This window comes from Brevibacillus choshinensis, assembly GCF_016811915.1.
Lineage (GTDB): Bacteria > Bacillota > Bacilli > Brevibacillales > Brevibacillaceae > Brevibacillus > Brevibacillus choshinensis_A.
On record NZ_CP069127.1, the window covers coordinates 4,567,233 to 4,586,198 of the forward strand.

Sequence of the window (18,966 nt, forward strand, 5' to 3'; positions counted from 1 at the left end):
TTGTTCCCTGCTACTCGCTTGCCTTGCGTTCGTACACATAAAAGCTGTGGGGGTATTTATTCTTGTCGTCCACGATCCCTTCCCGCTTGTCCACCACGGTAAACGCTTCGCGGTCCCACTCCGGGAAAAACGTGTCCCCTTCCACTTCCAGATCGATTTGAGTAATGTACATCCGTTCGACTACATCGAGAAACTGCTTGTAGATTTCCGCACCACCGAAAATGATGACGTCTCCTAAAGCCATTACCTCTTCCTTTGTATGAACCACATCGACGCCATCCGGGTGAAAATCCCGATTTCGCGTCAACACCACATTTCGGCGGTTTGGCAAGGGTCTACCCAGCGACTCAAACGTTTTGCGGCCCATGACGATCGTTTTGCCGGTCGTCAGCTCCTTGACGTGTTTGAGGTCGGCAGGAAGATGCCAAGGCATGACCCCATCTTTCCCAATCACCTGATTGCGCGCATATGCGACGATCAGACTGATCATACAGCCACCTCGCCTTTGATGTGCGGATGAGATTCGTAGCCGATCACTTCAATATCTTCATAGGTGAAATCGAAAATGGATTTCACATCTGGGTTTAGCTTCAGCTTAGGCAGCGGCTTTGGTTCGCGGGTCAGCTGCAGCTTGACCTGCTCCACGTGATTGAGATACAAATGTGCGTCGCCCAGCGTGTGGACGAAATCGCCTGGCTCAAGATCCGTCACATGCGCAATCATATGCGTCAGCAAAGCATAGCTGGCAATGTTGAACGGCACTCCCAGGAACGTATCCCCGCTGCGCTGGTAGAGCTGGCAGGACAGCCTTCCATTCGCCACGTAAAACTGGAACAGCAAATGGCAAGGCGGAAGAGCCATCTTGTCCAATTCCGCAGGATTCCACGCGCTGACTACAAGGCGTCGTGAATCGGGATTTCGCTTGATTTCATCAATCACCCATTGGATTTGATCGACCGTCTTTCCATCTCTTCCGGCAAAGGAACGCCATTGCTGCCCATATACAGGCCCCAGATCACCATTTTCATCCGCCCATTCATTCCAAATGCGCACCCCGTTCTCCTGCAGGTAGCGGATGTTGGTGTCTCCCGAAAGGAACCAGAGCAGCTCGTGAAAGATCGATTTGGTATGCAGCTTTTTCGTCGTCACCAGCGGAAAGCCCTCACCGAGGTCAAAGCGCATCTGATGTCCAAATACGCTGATCGTCCCCGTGCCCGTCCGGTCTTCCTTGGTGACGCCTTCGTCTAAAATACGCTGGCACAAGTCCAGATATTGTTTCATCTCCATCGCTCCTTCCCATTCTCATCTATATTAAACATCCGAGAGGCAAAATGAAAGAAGGGAAATTGGACTCCTGTTTTTCCCAGCATTATACTAGGGTAGGATGTACAAAAATGTCACAAATGCGAACACGCAGAGAAAGTGTGAGTGGATAAATGGCTGGCAAAGCAGCTTCCAAAAACAAGCCACTGTATAAGCAAATAGCGGAGCAGATGGAACAGCGGATCAGCAATGGAGAGTTTCCACCGGGCAGCTATTTGCCGTCTGAACGCACATTGGCAAATGAGCTTCACGTAAACCGGTCTACTGTCGTCGCGGCCTATGACGAGTTGCAGGCTGCCGGCGTGGTAGAACGCAAGCATGGCAGCGGCACCGTTGTCAGCCAAGACATCTGGGGTCTTGCCCGCACCCGCGTCCCCAACTGGCGGCACTTGACCGAGACAGGCTCCTTTCGTCCCAACCTCCCCTTATTCCGAAAGATTCGGCGTGAAACTCAGGAGCATGAGCTGATTGACCTGGCCAGCGGGGAGCTGTCAGCGGATCTGGTCCCGCACCAAGCCCTGCAGCAATTGCTCACACCGGATGACTTCCCGGCTCATTTGGGGTACGAGCATTCATTGGGCAATGGGTCACTGAGGGAAACACTCAGCGAGCATATGAAAAAATGGCGCGGCATCGATGCGGCTCCGTCCTCCATTCTCATCACCTCTGGTGCCCAGCAGGCGCTGCATCTCGTCGTGCAATGCCTCCTGCAGCCTGGCGATGCCGTAGCGATCGAGTCGCCGTCGTATTGCAACTCCCTGCCTCTTTTTCATTCTGCCGGCCTGCGCACCTTTCCCCTTCCGGTAGACCAGGACGGGATCGATCCGGATCAGCTGGCTGAGCTTCACAAGAAACACCGGATCAAAATGGTATTTCTCAATCCCAATTTCCAAAATCCGACGGGAACGCTCCTCTCCTATGAGCGCAGAGAAAAGCTTCTCGCCCTGTCGGCCGAAAGCGGCATCCCGATCATCGAGGATGATCCGTACAGCCTGACCTCTTTCGGTGGGGAGAGAGTCCATACGCTGAAGTCCATGGACAAGCACGGTACCGTTCTGTACATTAGCTCACTGACCAAGATCGTCGCCTCCGGATTGCGGATTGGCTGGATTGTCGGACCGCAGACGGTCATCGAGAGATTGGCAGATGCCAAACAGCAATTTGATTTCGGACATAGCATCTTCCCGCAGTGGCTGGCAGATCGTTTCCTCGCCTCGCCTGATTTTGAGCAGCACATCCAGCTGCTGCGGACACAGCTCGCCTGTCGGTGTGACCAGCTCGTTTTCTCCTTGCGTGACACCTTCAAAGATCAGATCGAATTCTCCCCGCCAGAAGGAGGCATTCATCTGTGGTGCCGCCTTCCCGGGGAATGGAGTGAGCAGCGCCTTTTATCCGAATCAGTGAAACGCGGTCTCGTTTTCGTACCCGGCAACTTATTCGGCGCGGATCCTGGATATGTACGCTTTACCTTTGGACGTTCCACACTCGAACAAATCCCCGATGCAGTCTCTCGATTTGCGGAAGCTCTTCCCGCAAGTGGATGGTCAAATTAGCTACAAAGTGGATGGCCCATTTTTTTATGTACCGTACTATGATCGAGGTAAGCCAGACGGAAAGGAAGATACGTTATCATGCCAATAACTCCATTTATCATCACGGTCTTCATTCTGGTCTTCATTGCCTTGATTCTGACATTCAGGATCGGTTTGAATCCCGAGGAAGCGAAGCAGCGGAGCTTTACCCAACGCTCCCGAAATCTGTTAACCGTTTACGGCGTCATCACCCTGCTCCTTGTGATCGCCCTCTCCGTTTTTCTTTACCTGAAATAAAGAAAAGAGCAGAGCAAAGACGCCGTCGAACATCGCACGGCGTCTGAATTATTGTCTTGGACAAGACATTGAGTCCTTCCTTATACCCCTTTACGCGCTACATTAGCCGCTTGCAGACCTCGCTGCCCATTCACAATTTCGAATATGACCTGCTCGCCTTCTTCCAAATTGCGATAGCCAGAGCCTGTGATTGCCGAGTAGTGAACGAAGACGTCAGGACCACCTTCACGCTCGATGAAACCGTATCCTTTTTCCTTGCTAAACCATTTTACTTTCCCTTGAATCATTGTGCTTCCTCCCTGTAATCAGTGCAGCTCTACGCTTACCCCATCATATGCGGATGCACAGAAAGTGGAGATACGTTAAAATAAATAATGTCTGGTTTATATACTGTAACAGCAGGAAGGAAGTGAACCGCTCATGCGCAAGACCATCGCTATCGTTAGCTGTGCGCTGCTGCTTTCTGCGTGCTCGGATCTGTCCGAGGGCGTGCAAAACGCCCAACAAGCCGTAGAGACTGGCAAACAGGCCATCGAAGTGGGGAAACAAGCTGTCGAAGCAGGAAAGCAGCTGGCTGAATCTGAAGTAGCCCAGCAGCTGAAGACCTTTCTCCAGCAAAAATATGAATCCTCTGAGCAATTGAGAAACGCGATGTTCAGTGGAGATGGCACTCTTTTGGCAGATGAATTGAAAAAGACTGAGCTCGCCAATTTCAGCTTTTACAAGTCTGATTTGTTCGGCGTGGAATATTCGGGTCAGCTGACAGGCGACGGTACATTCAAAGTGCTCAAGCACGATTTGAAAAATGCGGGCGCTGAACCGACCGTTGTAAAAGAGTTCAAAGTAACACTGGATAACAGTGGTCAAATTCAAGTCCAATAAAGAATGGAACACCATGCAAAAGCCTGCGACGCCGGATCGCAGGCTTTTTCTTTCCAAATAAAAATCTTTTTATTAGACTCTACGCAAATTTCTGTTTTTTTATGATGGATATTTATATTCATGCATGTTATTGTTTAAAACGTACTAATAATTTTAATACACACTAAACAAGAGGTGCTGCAATGAACATGCTGCTCGTTTCCATTATGGTGTATATGGCCGGCATGCTCCTCATCGGGTACTATGCCTACAAGCGTACATCCAATCTCAGCGACTATATGTTGGGAGGACGCTCGCTCGGTCCTGCTGTCACGGCCTTGAGTGCAGGAGCATCCGATATGAGCGGGTGGCTGATGATGGGCCTGCCTGGAGCTATGTTTGCTCAAGGCTTGAGTGCTTCGTGGATTGCTATTGGTCTCACCCTGGGGGCATACGCAAACTGGCTGTACGTCGCTCCCCGCCTCAGAACGTATACGGAGGTAGCCAATAACTCCATCACGATTCCCTCCTTTTTGGAAAACCGCTTCGGGGACGGCTCCCGCATGCTGCGTCTGGCATCCGCTCTGGTCATTATGATCTTTTTTACCTTCTATGTCTCTTCGGGACTCGTATCCGGTGGTGTACTGTTTGAAAACACATTTCACCTGAGCTACACGACCGGGCTGTGGATCGTTGGGCTGGTTACCATCGCCTACACCCTGTTCGGCGGGTTCCTCGCTGTAAGCTGGACGGACGCCGTCCAAGGGCTGATCATGGTCATTGCCCTTATTTTGGTGCCGCTCGTAACCGCATTGACCTCTGGCGGTTGGGAATCGACTTTCACTGAGATTCGTACGATTGATCCTTCACTGTTGGATATTTTCAAAGGGACGAGCCTGATCGGCATCATTTCACTGTTCGCCTGGGGACTTGGCTACTTCGGTCAGCCACACATCATCGTCCGCTTTATGGCGATCACCTCGACAAAGGAAATCAAAAAAGCGCGCAGTATCGGTATGTCCTGGATGATTTTCTCCGTAGCCGGCGCTATGCTGACGGGCTTGTTCGGGATCGCGCTGTATTCCAAGCAAGGGTGGACACTGTCGGATCCGGAAACGATCTTTATTCAGCTCGGCACGATCTTGTTCCATCCGATCATCACCGGCTTTTTGCTCGCCGCGATCCTGGCTGCCATCATGAGTACGATCTCGTCTCAGCTGCTCGTGACTTCCAGCTCCCTGACGGAAGACATCTTCAAGACTTTCTTGAATAGATCTGCGACAGATAAAGAACTGGTCACAGTCGGACGCCTCTCTGTTCTGCTCGTGGCTGTAATCGCCTTCTTGCTCGCTTTGAACAAGAACGACACCATCCTGGATCTCGTCGGATACGCATGGGCAGGCTTTGGCGCCTCGTTTGGTCCTGTCATCCTGCTGTCCCTCTACTGGAAGCGCATGAACAAATGGGGAGCGCTTGCCGGCATGGTCGCTGGTGCTCTCACGGTCATCATCTGGACGCGCTTCGATGTGCTGAAGGACTTCCTGTACGAAATGGTACCAGGCTTTGCTGTCAGCCTGCTCGCGATTGTGATCGTCAGCCGCCTGACCAGCAAACCGTCTCAGCAAGTAGAAGATCAATTTGACACCTATGAGCGACTTAATAAGTAAACAAGCAAAAGCGCCCTCTCTTTTTATCGAGCAGGGCGCTTTTTACGTTGGGCTCGTAACATTCTGCACTTTGGTACGTCAAAAGCTAATGAGAATCGATTTCCTGTAAACGGAAAGGGGAGGACTTGCTCTTGTTCCTTTTTTATGCAGCCATTTTAGTCGCATCTGTCTTGCTTTTCCTATGCTTCAAAAGAGCTGGTGTAGTCACTCCTTTTTCACGCACCATGCTTGTCGCCACACTGTTCAGCACCCTTGCAACCGTCTGCTTGGCAGATAACTACATACAAAGCCTCATCCCTGGTCTGCAGGATGGCATCTCGATTTCCAATTCTCTCGCTTATTATTTGATCGGGGAAGATAACTGGTCGCATGCAACATACCAAGCCGCCTTCGAGTACGCTGTCCTAGTCTCCATCCTGTGCCTGATCTCTTACATCGCGGCATCCATCCTGGAGGCTCGCAAATGATGGCAGCCCGTACCATGCCCTCGCCAATACCTGAATCCCTTCATCGATGTCCGCTTCGGCCATTCCGCCAAAGCCCACGATGATGCGCGGCAAGAACTGGCTAGGCGGGCTTGCCCGGACCATCTGACGAATGGATGGCAGGCGTGGCCCCGCAGGGATCGCGCCCGAGACGATCGCGCGGCTGATTTGTTGGTAGATTTGCTGGTAGAGCGGTTCCGTGCTGTTCGGATCGAGTACCGGTGTAAAATCCATCCTCCGCCTCCACCTGTCCTTATTCATTCATCCCGATTTGTCCCTATCAACAGGAACAGTTTTCTACTACCATCACTATATCAAATGGCAGCAAAAGAGAGGAGATCCAACATGTCTATCTACCTGAAAGGTGAAAAAGTGGTGCTCCGCGACATCCGTCCCGAGGATATCGATCTGATCTACATGTGGAAATACGAAGCAGATGACCGGGAGCATTTGAATTGGAATGGTCCGTACAAGCCGCTCGATCCCCTCACAAAGGAGGAACATCGAGCACTTCCCCGATATCAGGAGTCATTGGCCCTGGTCGGATCTGATGCACCCAGGACCGAGCTCATCCTTGAAATCGATGGTCAGCTGCGCGGGAGCGTGGGACGTTATTGGGTATCCGAGGAAACGAACTGGTGTGAGATCGGAATCGTCATCTATGATTCATGCTACTGGTCCAACGGCTATGGCAGCGAAGCTTTCCAAATGTGGATCGATTATTTGTTCACCCATATGGATACCGTGCGCCTAGGCATCGGGACCTGGTCCGGAAACGAACGCATGATCAAGCTGGCCGCCCGCTGCGGGATGCGGGAGGAAGCACGCGTGCGCAAGGCGCGGATCGTCCGCGGAGAATACTACGACGCCATCAAAATGGGAATGTTGAAGGAAGAGTGGGAGGCCTTGAGGCAAAATAGCTAAACGAAAGGAACCAAACAAAAAAAGCCAACGAGTGTTGGCTTTTTCCCTGTTTTACTTTTTGGTGATGGTGATCTCAAGATCCAGATCTTCGTCGCTGTCTCTCGCTGTCAGCGTGACGACTTCATCGTCCACATCAACGGTGTAGGCGGAGTCAATTTCGTCATTGTCCTTCAGCGCATCTGCGATCTTGTCAGCGATTTCTTCGGCTGTATCGTTGTCATCGACGTCGATTACTACCGTCTCATCGATATGATCATCTTCCACCTTGATCCGGTAGGTTTGATCAGAAGAAGCATCCGATTTCACAGTGATTTTCCAAGACTCTTCTTTCGCGTCATCGCCGAGAGAGCCTTTGGCTGTAGCACTATCCAATCCGAGATCATACAAGGCGCTTCCCGTAAATTTGATGGAAGGAACCTCGTCCGTAGGGCTGTTGTCCGTTTCGAAGACAAAGCGGTTATTGTCAAAAGATACCTTCACGCGATCGTCGTCACCAAGCGCGCGAGCAATCGCCTCTTCCAATGCTTCTGCCACTTCATCCCCATCGTCTTGCGTGCCGTCAATATCATCTAGGTCGATGGATTCTGCAGACTCCCCATTCAACGAGATCGAAAGCGATTCGTTCGACAGATCCGGCGTGCTGTCGCTGATTCGCGACCCTGTTTTTACCGCTTCCTCGAACTCATCTCCATTGCGGCCATCGGTGATTTTTTCGACCTTGAAGGTTACGTCATCCTCATCGTCACCCGTTGCCCCATACGCATAGATGGTTTGAATTTCGTTGTTTTTCAAAACCACATCGACTTTCATGCCTTCGGACAACGAGCCGAAGCTGGAGGATTTCCCATTGATTTTGACCACCACATCATTGGCTACTTTGTACGTTTTCGAACCGATGGTCAGCTCCTCGTCATCTTCATCGAGATCGACAATCGTCCCTTTGACATGATTCCCAAAGTCAGCATCACCGATCTTGCCAAGCAAGCGGTTCACGAAGACAGCCATCTCCGCACGCGTAACCGGCTTATTCGGCTTGAACGTCTGATCTTCGTAGCCCGCTACCAAGGATTGAAGCAAGGCGAACGAAAGATATTCCTTTTCCTCGGACGTCAGCGTGGAAATGTCACCGAAGAAAAGATTGCTCTCATCCACATCGTCGTAATCGGAGCCCAATGCGTTCACCAGGAGCTTGACTACGAAAAGTCGAGTCGCCGGTTTGTTTGGCTGAAAATCCTTCGAATCTACAATATGATTGATCATCGCCAGCTTGACGGATGATTGGGCCCAATCCGGAACGTCCTTATAGGAATCATAATAGCCGTCAGTCAGCAAATCTGTGTTTTGCGTCAACAGGTTGATCACCATCGTCAGTGCCTCAAGCTGCGTAACCGGCTTGTTCGGGCGGAATGTGTGATCGGGATAACCTTTGATAATGGATTTGTCCATCATGATTTTCACTGTTGCTTCTGCCCAGTGCTTGTTCAGATCGGAGAAAGGGTACTGGTTTTTGTTCACTTTTACTTGTTGAACATGGCCATTCCCTTTTGGCTTGTCGTTACCATGTCCATGTCCGTTTCCGTTTCCATTTCCGTTGTTCCCTTTCGCACTCACCGCTGTCCCAAACGAAACAGACAATGCCCCAGCCAGAATGGTAGGCAAAATCTTATGTCTCCACGTTTTCATGCCCTTATTCCTCCTCAACATTTACAGGTGCTCACACAAGTTCGAGACGGGCAAGAGTGACGAGAAGTTGCAAGATTCTCTCTTATTTTTGAATTTTATTTGTTCGGACTGTCTAGGTGCAGCAAAAAAGCGCCCAGGGCTTCCGCTCCTGAGCGCTCTCTTTTCTATCGATTACTCTACCAGCTCGGCCGCCACTCGATCCAGCTTGCCTTGGAGCTCATCCAGATCGACGTTCATATCGAGTGCTGCGAACAGACCGGTAAAGTAGGCGTTTACCTGATCCACTGCACGAGCACGCTCGGTTGCTGCAAGTTCGGCGAAAAGCGTTGAGAACTGGTCCGCAAGCTGATCGTTTCCTGTTGCGATATAAGCCGCCACAGGCTCTTGCATCCGTTTTTCGAGCTCTTCACGCACTTTCAGCTTGCCGTCCTGTTCAAAAAAGTCTTTCGTATTCTTAAACAGGGACAGGGCAGGCTGGAATGCGGCAGCACTCACGGGCAGCTCCTCAGCAAAAGAAAGCGTCTCAACCTGACGCGGCTGATACGGTGCCAGCGTGAGGCTATTCGCAGTCGCTTGCACTTCTCGCTGCCACTGGCCGACCAGCATGACTCCCTGCTTGTTGATGAACTTCTCCAGACGCAATGTAGTCGCACGAAGCTCCTGAGCCAGATCGTAGCTGATCGAGCGCATGAGGTCGGTCAGACAGCCTTGAAGCGTTTGCTTCATGTTGCGACCATCCTCTTTGAGCACCGAAGGGTTGAAAGCGAAGTTGTACAGTTCATTAAAGCGGAAGAACAGGCGCTGCTTCACATAGTAGAGCAGCTCTTCGCGTTCTTTTGCCAAATCGCGTTCATAGGAAGTCGTCGCGAGCCCTTCTACGGCAGCCAGCGCCGCAGCCTGTGCTTCACTAGCCGCTTGCCTTGCAGCCAAACGCTCGCTTTCCCCAGAAGTCGCCATACGCATAAATTCTGTCAGCGTGGCATGGGCACGGCGGATTTCTCCGATCGCAGAATTGACAGCGATCTGCGTCAGCTCCTCGATGGTGAAGCGAAGGAACTCGACCTCGAAGTTGGCCATTCCTGACAGCTTGAACGCTTCCTCTGCCGGCATCAGATCAGCGCCTTCCGCTGTCTGCGTCCGCTGACGGTATACCTTTTCTGCCGAACCCGCCAGCTTGCCTTTTTCATGCATGCGTGCGAGGAGTGCCGTCTGACTCGATACCGGGTAGATGCGCGGCAAACGAATCCCGCACGTCAGGAGGTTCTTCTCGATGTGGGTAATAACCCCCCCCAGCTCTTCTTCGGATGCAGCCAAGTCAGCCGCATTGACGATGAAGAACATTTTATCCATCTCGAAGGTATCCTTCACACGACCCATCTGCAGCAGGAATTCCCGGTCTGCCTGGGAGAACGCATGATTGTAGTACGTAACGAACAGGACGGCATCGGCGTTTTTCATGTATTCAAAGGCAACACCGGTATGGCGGGCATTGATCGAATCGGCACCAGGGGTGTCCACCAAGACGATCCCTTGCTCGGTCAGCGGGCAGGAGTAGAACAGTTCGATGTATTCTGCAAAACAAGCTTTTTCTTCTTTGGCGACAAAGCCCTTAAACGCTTGCATGTCGACAAGCAGCTCTCCATCGAGATGGGCAGCCATTTCTCCCAGGCCTTTGGTTACCGCCTTCAGAAAGGTGTAGTGCGGCTTGGCCGTTGGTGGAATTTGCGCCACGTCGATCTTGCCGAGCTCCGCCAGCGCTGCCTCCAAACCGGATGCAGACAGTCCAAAGACTGCGAGAGAGCGCAGAACATCCTGTTCGATGGCGTCTCTGCTTTTCAACACGACTCGCACCGTTCCATGAGGATGCTCGTCAGTCGGAGGCATAATCTTGTTGATGGCAGCTGTGGTCGGATTGGGGGATACTGGCAAAACCATATCTCCCATCAGGGCATTGGCAAAGGAAGATTTCCCTGCAGAAAACGCCCCGAACAACGCCACTGTAAATCGATTGGCCTCCAGACGTTCCGCTCGATCGAGCATCGCCTGGGCCTGCGCCTGCATCCCCGGCACAGATACGATTTCCTCGCTAGAATGCCGCAGACGCTGTGCCGCTGCAAACAGCTTTTCTCTCAGTTGATTCATGACACCTGTTCTCCTTTTTGCATGATAGTTTGCAGCTGTTCTCTGCTTTCCTGTTCGCCAGATGCCAGCTCAGCCAGCTTTTCGTGCACACTCGCCAGCTCGCGCAGAACTGCCAGACGTGCTTGCTGATCTTCCAGTTGTGCTTTGACTTGCTCCTGCAAACGTGCGATTACCTGGTCGATAAAGCCGAGTCCAGCACGGCGATATTCCAGCTTGATCCCGTTAGCAATATCGTTGCAATAGTTCAAAACGTATTCTTGAGATTGTGCGCCGTCCTTTACGTGGGACGCGAGGAACTCCGGAGTGATCCCTACTGTCATGGCATGGACAGAGGCATGGTACTCTTCGTCACGGATGTGATACTCTTGCGGCTGTTTACCCATCAGTTCCTTGAAGTGAAAATCCAGATTGCCCGCTACTTTTTCACGCAAGTCAGCCAGCAGCGCTTCCGCACGCCGGGCACGCTCTTCCTCTGTCTTTTTGCCAGCGAACAAGAAGCCGAGCTTGAACCCAGGCTTTCGGCTCTCCAGATAGCTTCGCGCCGCTTCATTCGTGCTGAAATAGGTCAGACGTGCGTTATCCAACAGCACACTCATTTCTTTCTCCATTTTCTTTCGTGCTTCTTCTGGCAGGCTTGCGAGTGCGGCTGCCTCGGCTTCCGCCTGCTGCAAGGCATTTCGGACCGCAGCTGCATCCCGGCTGTCCACGCCTTCTGTCTCCAAAGAGTCCATCTTGCTTTCCCATTCCATGCGCAAGCCTTCGCTCGCGGCCTTCAGCACCTGCACATGCTCGTCGATCAGATGCTCTGCAGCGCTTCTCACACTGTGTCCCACCAGCTCTTCCCGGTCACGGATCAGCTCAGACAGCTTGTTTTTAAACTCCTCGTACTGGTTTTCCGGATGGTCCGGTTCTGCCAGGGAGGTATAGAAAATCCCGTCCGGTTTAATGTTCCATGTCGCGAAAGCATCTTCCACACTTTCCTTGTAGCTGTCAAAGTCCAGCTCAAAATCAATGTGCTTGTCGATCATGTTCACGACGAGATAGACCGGTTTTCCACGGTCCTTCAATGTTTTGGTGAAGTTGAAATTTTCCTCTGCCTGTACATGGTTGTAATCCATCATGTATATGACGACATCCGCCAGATGCAGGGCTGATTCGGTCGCGATTTTATGCGCAGCATCCGTCGAGTCGATCCCCGGCGTATCGAGCAAGCTGGAGTGATCGTCGAGGAAAGTCCCCGGATACGAAACCTCCACGGACTCCACCGTATCTCCGTCTACCGCAAACTGCTTGAGCTTTTCCATCTCCGTATCGGGATCAAAGGTAATCACGCCGCTGTTCATCGTGTACACGCGTGCCGCTTTTTCCCCCCCGCGAATCTTGACCACATTGGCGCTGGTCGGGATCGGATTGGAAGGCAGCAAATTCACTCCCAAAAGGGTGTTGATCATCGTGGATTTCCCTGCGGAAAAGTGTCCGCAAAAGGCAATGTTCAATTCCGCTCGTTTGGTTTTGTCAGCGAGCTGAAGGAGTTTGACAGGGGTTGTCGTGTCCCCTTTCGCCTTCATTTGCTCCGCGAGCTGTTCCCATGTATGTGCAAGCCGGGAGAAATCCGTCTCCCGAATCATGACTTGACTTTGAAGCACTTGCTTACCACCCTCTCCAATTAATGCACTCTCTCTACTACTCTATTCTACCATGCCGAATGTACCATACCTGATGTGGTTGTTCAATTATTTGTGTGAAAGTTTCCCTGCGGAACCTTTCATCCGCATACTTTTCCTGTCTTTGGGAAAAAATCGCTCTAACATGATATTCGCGTTTTTGACAGGAGGAACTCTCATGTTGCGCAGAATACTGGCACGGCATCGCAAACAGAAGGCTTCCTCGCCATTGATTCAGCAGTCTTTGGGCCAGTCTTCTCCTCCTGCATTGTTAACCAAAAGCTTACAGGATAACCTGGATACCATTCGCACTCTCTTGGGAAATCCTCACGATTTGATTATCCGATCGTTTTTTATTGGAAATACGCAGCATTCGTGCGCTGTTGTCTGCATTGACGGACTAGCGAACAGCCAACTGCTACAGGACCAAATTCTGTCCAATATTCAGCTGATGATCACCACCGCAGAGAAAAAGGTGCCAACCGAGCCGGATGAGATCCTCTCTCTTTTGTATGAGGAGGTCTTGTCCGTGGTAGAAATCAAGAAAGATGACTCCTTGGATCAAGTGCTCGATTGCGTTCTCTATGGTGATACTGCGCTTCTCGTGAATGGCTCAAGCACAGCTATTTTGATTGACAGCAAAGGCTGGAAGTCCAGAGCCATCGAAGAGCCTGTCTCAGAAGGCTTGGTTCGCGGTCCACGGGATGGCTTTACCGAAGATATCCGGGACAATACCGTCCGAATTCGCAGGAGGGTGAAAGATTACCATCTTCGTTTAGATGCATCGATCGTGGGCACTCGAAGCAAGACCGAGGTCATCATCGCCTACATCGACAACCTCGTGGATCCGGAGCTGTTGGATGAAATCAAGCGGCGAATCGAAACGATAGACATCGACGAAATCGAGGAGTCCGGCTTTATCGAGCAGTGGATTGAAGACGATTTCATGTCTCCGTTTCCACAAGTCCATAACACGGAGCGCCCTGACAAGGTAGCCGCGTCCCTTTTCCAAGGTCGCGTCGCCATCCTGGTGGACGGATCTCCGATGGTGCTGATTCTGCCGGTCACGCTCGGGCTGCTCCTCCATTCACCGGAAGATTACTACGAGCGCTGGATCGTCGGCACGCTTGCCCGCCTATTGCGATATGTAGCGGCCTTTTTGGCTGTGTTTTCACCTTCTTTTTATATCGCGCTCGTCACCTATCACCCCGGACTGATTCCTTCCGACTTGGCTTTTTCTATCGCGGCTACTCGTGACGGGGTGCCTTTTCCTGCCTTTGTGGAATCGATCATGATGGTGACCACCATGGAGCTGCTACAGGAAGCCGGCCTTCGTTTGCCCAAACCGATCGGTCAGACAGTAGGCATCGTAGGCGGTCTGGTCATCGGGGATGCGGCCGTTTCTGCCGGAATCGTGAGCCCTGTCATGGTCATTGTCGTGGCATTAACAGCGATTGCCTCGTTCGCCATCCCGGCTTATCACTTGGCTATCGCGCTTCGCATGATACGCTATCTGGCGATGATTGCTGCCGCTATCTTTGGTGTCTATGGCGTGGTGCTCAGCTTCATTGTCATCATGATTCATTTGGCTAATCTGACAAGCATCGGGTATCCCTACCTTGCTCCATATGCGCCACATATGCCGCGAGATTGGAAGGACCAAATCCTTCGTGCACCTGTCACCTTTTTGAAAACAAGACCTGATATGCTGCATCCACAGGATAAAACTCGTTTGGGAACAGGGGATCCATCATGAGCACTCAGACTTTAACGGAAAAACTGATCAGCAAAAATCATATGGGGATCAATATCGCCTCTGTCACCATCGGAGTCGGCATCTTGACGTTCCCCCGCACATTGGCAAAGGCGACAAGTGCGTTTGATGGCTGGATTTCCGTTATTCTGAGCGGTGCGATTGCCTATCTGATCGCCTGGCTTTTGGCCAAGCTCGCCTCTCGTTTTCCCAGGCAAACGTTTTTCGAGTACACGTCGTTGATTGCCAGCAAGCCGGTTGGCTATACGCTGACGTTGCTCGTCTGCATCTACACGATGTTGTTTGTTTCCTTTGAAATCAGGGCAATCGGGAACATCGCCAAGCAGTATCTTTTTTACAATACGCCGGTAGAAATGATCACGCTGAGCTTTCTCCTCGTCGTTCAGTACGCTGTCGCGGGCTCCCGCGTCGCCCTGCTTCGCCTGAATGTCCTTTTCTTGCCAGTCGTCCTGTACGTCATGCTGGTGGTCCTCCTGTTTGCCCAGCCGCTCATTGACTTGGAAAACGTCCGTCCGTACTTCTCTTCCAGCTGGAGCTCGCTATTGAAAGGCACCAAGGACGTGGGCCTCTCCTACTCTGGCTTCGAGATCATCCTGTTCTACACCATGCTGATGAGAAGACCGGAGGAAGCGACCAAATCCGTCTTTCTCGGCTTGCTGATCCCCATTATTCTCTACTGGACCATCTACATTTTCGTCATTGCCGTTTTCTCTGCGGAGGTCGCTAAAAACTTGACCTACCCGACGATCGAGCTGGCCAAAGAAGTGGAAGTGCCCGGTGGATTTTTTGAGCGTGTGGACTCGATCTTTTTTACGATCTGGATCATGACCATTTTCAATACCTGTGCCATGTGGCTGGATATCACCGTGCTCAATCTGACATCGATGTTCAAGAAAGTCAAAAAGATGGTCTGGATTTTCACGTTGTCACCCGTGATCTATTTTATTTCCATGCTCCCCCAGACGCTGATTGACTTTTTTTCGTTTGGCGACAATCTGACCTATTTCGGAATGGTCGTAGTGTATTTCATCCCCATTCTCCTCCTGCTAATCGCCATTCTTCGCGGGGTGAGAAGCGATGGTTAAGCGGGTGGTGGCAGGCTTGCTCGTGATCGCGCTCTCGCTTGCCGTCACAGGCTGCTGGGATCAGGTACAGATCGAAGAACGCGGCTTTGTGATAGGTGTGGCAGTCGATTTTCCCCGCAACACGAAAGCCGAGGAACAGGCCCTTCAAGAAGCTCCTGACAAACCGGTGGGGCAGAACCGTTTTCTCATCACGACACAGCTGGTTATTCCCGGCGGGTTGATCGCATCCGGGCAATCCAGCGGAAGCGGACAAAACACGGCGAATGAAGCCTTTCTCAACCTCGTCTCAGAGGGCGACTCCATGTTTGAGGTGGGGCGTGAGCTGGCTACTCGCTCCAGCCGCACCCCCTTCTACCAGCATTTAAAGGTGACGATTATCTCTGAGGAGGTCGCCAGGTCCAAGGACGGTTTTGCGAATGCCATCGATGTCACCCTGCGCGACCCTGACTCCCGGCGCAGCTCCAAGGTGTACATTTCCAAAGGTGACGCGAAAAGCATCATGGATGTGAAGCCCAAAACGGAAAAGCTGCCTGCTCTCTACATCGATTCCGTAGGAAAAAACAACGACAGAAACGCACGCATGCTGCCGGATATTCGGCTAGGAGACGTGCATCAGCAGCTTCTCAACCATTTCAGCTTCGCGATCCCGAGAATCACAGCAGAAAAGCAGGAAGTGAAATTGGCAGGTGCCGCTGTCTTCAACGCGGATAATCAATTGGTCGGATTTTTGGGTGAGGAAGAAACGGAAGGATTGAATTTCCTCACGGGGAAAGTTCGCGGCGGGGTGCTAAAGACAAAGTTCAACAACGATTTGGTCGTACTGAATGTACAAGGGGCGAGAAAAACCATCAAAGCCGACGTTCGAGATCGAGAGCACATGAAATTTACCTTCAACATTGAGTGTGAAGGAGCGATCATGGAGTCGTTTATCCCGATTGATCTGTTGGACGAAAAAACGCTGCAAAAGCTCGAATCATCCTTTGCTCGTGAAATCGAGAGAATGAGCAAGGACACCATCTCCAAAGTGCATGAGGAGATGCCGGTCGATGTCCTCCGAATCGGACGCTATCTCAAGCAGTATCACAACAAGCTTTGGAAGCAAATCGAACGTGACTGGGAGAATGGGCGGCAGCTATACAAAAAAAGCGAGATTACCGTGAAGGCGCAGGTATTTATCCGTAACAACGGCGGGATCAATAAAACCGAGAATAAAACAGGTCGGTGAAGTTTTCTTGAAACATTTACTAGGCTTACTCCCTCCGTATCTGACGCTGGCAGGAGCAATCCTGTCGTTCCTAATCCCTTACATCCTCACCCTAATCAGCAGAAAGCTGCATGATTTGGGCGACCCTCCCTGGAAAAAGGGAGGGAAACCCAACTAGCCGCCTGCATCTCCTAGGAATGATTCTGCGCCACTGCATCCGCAAACGCTTTGGCATAGGCAGGCAAGTCTGGCGGTCGTCTCGAGCCGATAATGTGCCCATCTACGACCACTTCTTCATCTACCCAGATCGCTCCAGCATTTTCGATGTCGTCGCGGATTCCCGGCGTAGACGTCGTCTTTACACCTTGGAGGATTTTCGCGGAAATCAGGACCCACCCTGCATGGCAGATATGGCCGATCGGTTTCTTTGCCCGGTCCATCTCCTGAATGAAAGACAAAATCTCGGGATAGCGACGAAGCTTGTCAGGCGCCCATCCTCCCGGGACCAGTACGCCATCGTAATCTTCCGCTTTGACGTCGCGAATCGATTTGTCGGATTGGCACGGGACGCCGTACTTACCTGTATACGTATGGTTCGCTTCCGGGCCTACGAGGTCGACAGTCGCCCCTTCTTCCCTCAAGCGAAGGACGGGATACCACAGCTCCAAGTCTTCAAACTCATGCTCCACATAGCAGACGATATGCTTCCCTGCAAGTCTCACCAGATCAGCCTCCTTTTTCTCCATTGTAGCAGGCAGTCCAGAAAAATGAAAAAGTGAGAAACAGGTTTTTCACGCTGTTTCCCACCTTAGGCAAAAAAACTATGTATACAATTTCTGGTGCCGGTAGAGGGACTTGAACCCCCACGGTTTCCCTCACGATTTTGAGTCGCGCGCGTCTGCCAATTCCGCCATACCGGCAAAGCCACTTCTGAAATCGAGCACATTCGACAAATTTCGCAACGTGCTTCAATACTTAAATAATATACAGGCAAGTGCATCCGAAATCAACACCGGATTTTCTTACCAAAGACATAGTTAGCCTTTCAGTTCTCTGGAAAGGTATAAAATAAACAATCCTGCTAGATTAATGTAGGTACTGGACGCCTCCGCAGAATCTGCCAATCCTCCATTGCTTTGTTGCATGGCAAATAAATATTGCTCCGCCGTTCGCTTCATGGCCGGGAGTCGGGAATAGGCCTGCTCTCCCAGCAAGTAGGCAATGGTCGAAAGCGTGTATGTCCCCTCCCATTGCTTGAAGGCGCCGTTTCTCCCGATTTGTTTGGACATGGTCCCCAGTGTTTTTTCAAACATGGCTGCATCCCGGAGAAGACAGGCTGACCAGCCATTGGCAAACCAGCGCGCGTACGCAGGATAGGCAGACTGTTCGCCAGTGCCATCCAGCATCACGGCATACAGTCCTTTATGGGGATCAAAAAATCGTTCAAAATTGTCTTTTAGCCGCTGCGCCTGCCTTTCCGCAGAGGACTGGGGAAAAAGCGCCGCTGCTGCTAGCAATCCGACGTACGTCTCGGCATTGTCTGCCGCATATTTGACCTTATAGACATGATAATCATGGATCGATCGCGCTTTTTCTTCTTTTCTCAGCTGGTACGAGCTCCAGTAAAGCCCGTCATCGGGATCGAGGTTGTGCTCGATGAGAAACGCGTAAGCCCGCTTGGCAGCAGCGCGGACTTGTGAGCGAAGCTCGGAGCTGTGTGTCCTTCTGTCCACCTCTCGCGCCACATGAATGAACAGAGCCATCGTCGTATCAATCCCGCGAATGGCAGCAAATTGCCGGTAGCTCCCTGGAACAGCGGGGATATAGCCATCCCCCACTCGACGATAGGAGAGATGCCAATCGCCATCAGGCGTCTGCACACGCATCAGCCAGTTCATCCCACGCTCCACAGCCCGCCAGTACGCGGGTTCTCGGGTGAGGTCATAAGAGCTGATCAGTCCCATCAAAGCGTAGAGCATGTTGGAGTCCGTATTGATATAGCCGGATTCCGCGATCGCACCGTGCTCATCTTGCAGCTGTATAATAAAGCTGGCCGCTCTTTGTAAGCGAACGAGTCGAGCGTCTTCACGGGCAGCTTCTGCTGCCGCATAGCCAGAGCCTAGATTCCACACGAACAAAGAAACCAGCAGCCATATTCCCATTCGCCGCACAGGCATGGCAGGTTCACCTCCGGGGTTTTTAGTTTCCCCCAGTTATCCCTGCCAATTCCACACTTCCACCCTGCCTAGTTTACAATCATGAAACTTGTCCCATCCCAGCCTTTCGTTTGAGAGGGAGAGCCTGGCATGTGAAGTGCCTTCATCT

Annotated in this window: 18 protein-coding genes and 1 tRNA gene; 9 read left to right on the top strand and 10 right to left on the bottom strand. The window is 51.6% G+C overall.

Annotated elements, in window-relative coordinates; genetic code table 11:
• Positions 1–10: 10 nt before the first annotated feature.
• Together JNE38_RS22935 and JNE38_RS22940 are read right to left on the bottom strand one after the other, a co-directional pair.
• The gene (locus tag JNE38_RS22935; RefSeq protein WP_203353434.1) at positions 11–490 is read right to left on the bottom strand and encodes a dihydrofolate reductase; all 480 of its coding nucleotides are present in this window, start codon (positions 488–490) and stop codon (positions 11–13) included.
• Complete coding sequence (locus tag JNE38_RS22940) at positions 487–1,281, bottom strand: thymidylate synthase (RefSeq protein ID WP_203353435.1); 795 nt, start codon at positions 1,279–1,281, stop codon at positions 487–489. Before JNE38_RS22940 ends, JNE38_RS22935 begins: the two co-directional genes overlap by 4 nt.
• Before the next feature lie 155 nt (positions 1,282–1,436).
• Between JNE38_RS22940 and JNE38_RS22945 the strand changes: the two genes are divergently transcribed.
• Positions 1,437–2,876 carry a MocR-like pyridoxine biosynthesis transcription factor PdxR gene (locus tag JNE38_RS22945; protein ID WP_203353436.1) on the top strand — a complete coding sequence of 480 codons (1,440 nt, stop codon included), beginning with the start codon at positions 1,437–1,439 and terminating at the stop codon, positions 2,874–2,876.
• Positions 2,877–2,954: 78 nt separating this feature from the next.
• Positions 2,955–3,152 carry a hypothetical protein gene (locus JNE38_RS22950; protein WP_203353437.1) on the top strand — a complete coding sequence of 66 codons (198 nt, stop codon included), beginning with the start codon at positions 2,955–2,957 and terminating at the stop codon, positions 3,150–3,152.
• 80 nt (positions 3,153–3,232) lie between these two features.
• On the opposite strand, the gene JNE38_RS22955 is transcribed toward JNE38_RS22950, so the two are convergent.
• A complete protein-coding gene (locus tag JNE38_RS22955) occupies positions 3,233–3,439 on the bottom strand; it encodes a cold-shock protein (protein WP_203353438.1) in 207 nt (68 codons plus the stop codon).
• Between the two features lie 133 nt (positions 3,440–3,572).
• On the opposite strand from JNE38_RS22955, the gene JNE38_RS22960 reads away from it, so the two are divergent.
• From JNE38_RS22960 to JNE38_RS22970, 3 genes are all read left to right on the top strand, one after another.
• A complete protein-coding gene (locus JNE38_RS22960) occupies positions 3,573–4,034 on the top strand; it encodes a hypothetical protein (protein WP_203353439.1) in 462 nt (153 codons plus the stop codon).
• Positions 4,035–4,216: 182 nt separating this feature from the next.
• On the top strand, positions 4,217–5,680 hold the full coding sequence (gene putP, locus JNE38_RS22965) for a sodium/proline symporter PutP (RefSeq protein WP_203353440.1): 1,464 nt from the start codon (positions 4,217–4,219) through the stop codon (positions 5,678–5,680).
• Between the two features lie 131 nt (positions 5,681–5,811).
• Complete coding sequence (locus JNE38_RS22970; protein ID WP_238933425.1) at positions 5,812–6,147, top strand: hypothetical protein; 336 nt, start codon at positions 5,812–5,814, stop codon at positions 6,145–6,147.
• On the opposite strand, the gene JNE38_RS22975 is transcribed toward JNE38_RS22970, so the two are convergent.
• Positions 6,085–6,399, bottom strand: coding sequence for a GntR family transcriptional regulator (locus JNE38_RS22975; protein ID WP_203353441.1), 315 nt, complete (start codon positions 6,397–6,399; stop codon positions 6,085–6,087). The genes JNE38_RS22970 and JNE38_RS22975 overlap by 63 nt on opposite strands.
• A 111-nt stretch (positions 6,400–6,510) precedes the next feature.
• Here JNE38_RS22975 and JNE38_RS22980 point away from each other — a divergent pair, with 111 nt between their 5' ends.
• A complete protein-coding gene (locus JNE38_RS22980) occupies positions 6,511–7,089 on the top strand; it encodes a GNAT family N-acetyltransferase (protein WP_203353442.1) in 579 nt (192 codons plus the stop codon).
• A gap of 51 nt (positions 7,090–7,140) precedes the next feature.
• Here the strand turns inward: JNE38_RS22980 and JNE38_RS22985 are convergent, their stop codons facing one another.
• From JNE38_RS22985 to JNE38_RS22995, 3 genes are all read right to left on the bottom strand, one after another.
• On the bottom strand, positions 7,141–8,772 hold the full coding sequence (locus tag JNE38_RS22985; RefSeq protein WP_203353443.1) for an S-layer homology domain-containing protein: 1,632 nt from the start codon (positions 8,770–8,772) through the stop codon (positions 7,141–7,143).
• A gap of 171 nt (positions 8,773–8,943) precedes the next feature.
• Positions 8,944–10,914, bottom strand: a complete 1,971-nt coding sequence (locus tag JNE38_RS22990) for a dynamin family protein (RefSeq protein WP_203353444.1) — start codon at positions 10,912–10,914, stop codon at positions 8,944–8,946.
• Positions 10,911–12,560 carry a dynamin family protein gene (locus JNE38_RS22995; protein ID WP_428993671.1) on the bottom strand — a complete coding sequence of 550 codons (1,650 nt, stop codon included), beginning with the start codon at positions 12,558–12,560 and terminating at the stop codon, positions 10,911–10,913. Before JNE38_RS22995 ends, JNE38_RS22990 begins: the two co-directional genes overlap by 4 nt.
• A gap of 196 nt (positions 12,561–12,756) precedes the next feature.
• Between JNE38_RS22995 and JNE38_RS23000 the strand changes: the two genes are divergently transcribed.
• From JNE38_RS23000 to JNE38_RS23010, 3 genes are read left to right on the top strand one after another with little or no spacing between them, the layout of a single operon-like run.
• Positions 12,757–14,334, top strand: a complete 1,578-nt coding sequence (locus tag JNE38_RS23000; protein WP_203353445.1) for a spore germination protein — start codon at positions 12,757–12,759, stop codon at positions 14,332–14,334.
• Complete coding sequence (locus JNE38_RS23005; RefSeq protein ID WP_203353446.1) at positions 14,331–15,437, top strand: GerAB/ArcD/ProY family transporter; 1,107 nt, start codon at positions 14,331–14,333, stop codon at positions 15,435–15,437. The genes JNE38_RS23000 and JNE38_RS23005 overlap by 4 nt, the downstream gene beginning before the upstream one ends.
• Positions 15,430–16,662 carry a Ger(x)C family spore germination protein gene (locus JNE38_RS23010; RefSeq protein ID WP_203353447.1) on the top strand — a complete coding sequence of 411 codons (1,233 nt, stop codon included), beginning with the start codon at positions 15,430–15,432 and terminating at the stop codon, positions 16,660–16,662. Before JNE38_RS23005 ends, JNE38_RS23010 begins: the two co-directional genes overlap by 8 nt.
• 170 nt (positions 16,663–16,832) lie before the next feature.
• Here the strand turns inward: JNE38_RS23010 and JNE38_RS23015 are convergent, their stop codons facing one another.
• The 3 genes from JNE38_RS23015 to JNE38_RS23025 form a co-directional block, all read right to left on the bottom strand.
• The gene (locus JNE38_RS23015) at positions 16,833–17,363 is read right to left on the bottom strand and encodes a type 1 glutamine amidotransferase domain-containing protein (protein ID WP_203353448.1); all 531 of its coding nucleotides are present in this window, start codon (positions 17,361–17,363) and stop codon (positions 16,833–16,835) included.
• A 115-nt stretch (positions 17,364–17,478) separates the two neighbouring features.
• A tRNA-Leu gene (locus tag JNE38_RS23020) sits at positions 17,479–17,561 on the bottom strand.
• Between the two features lie 117 nt (positions 17,562–17,678).
• A complete protein-coding gene (locus tag JNE38_RS23025; protein WP_203353449.1) occupies positions 17,679–18,818 on the bottom strand; it encodes a glucosidase family protein in 1,140 nt (379 codons plus the stop codon).
• Positions 18,819–18,966: the final 148 nt, after the last annotated feature.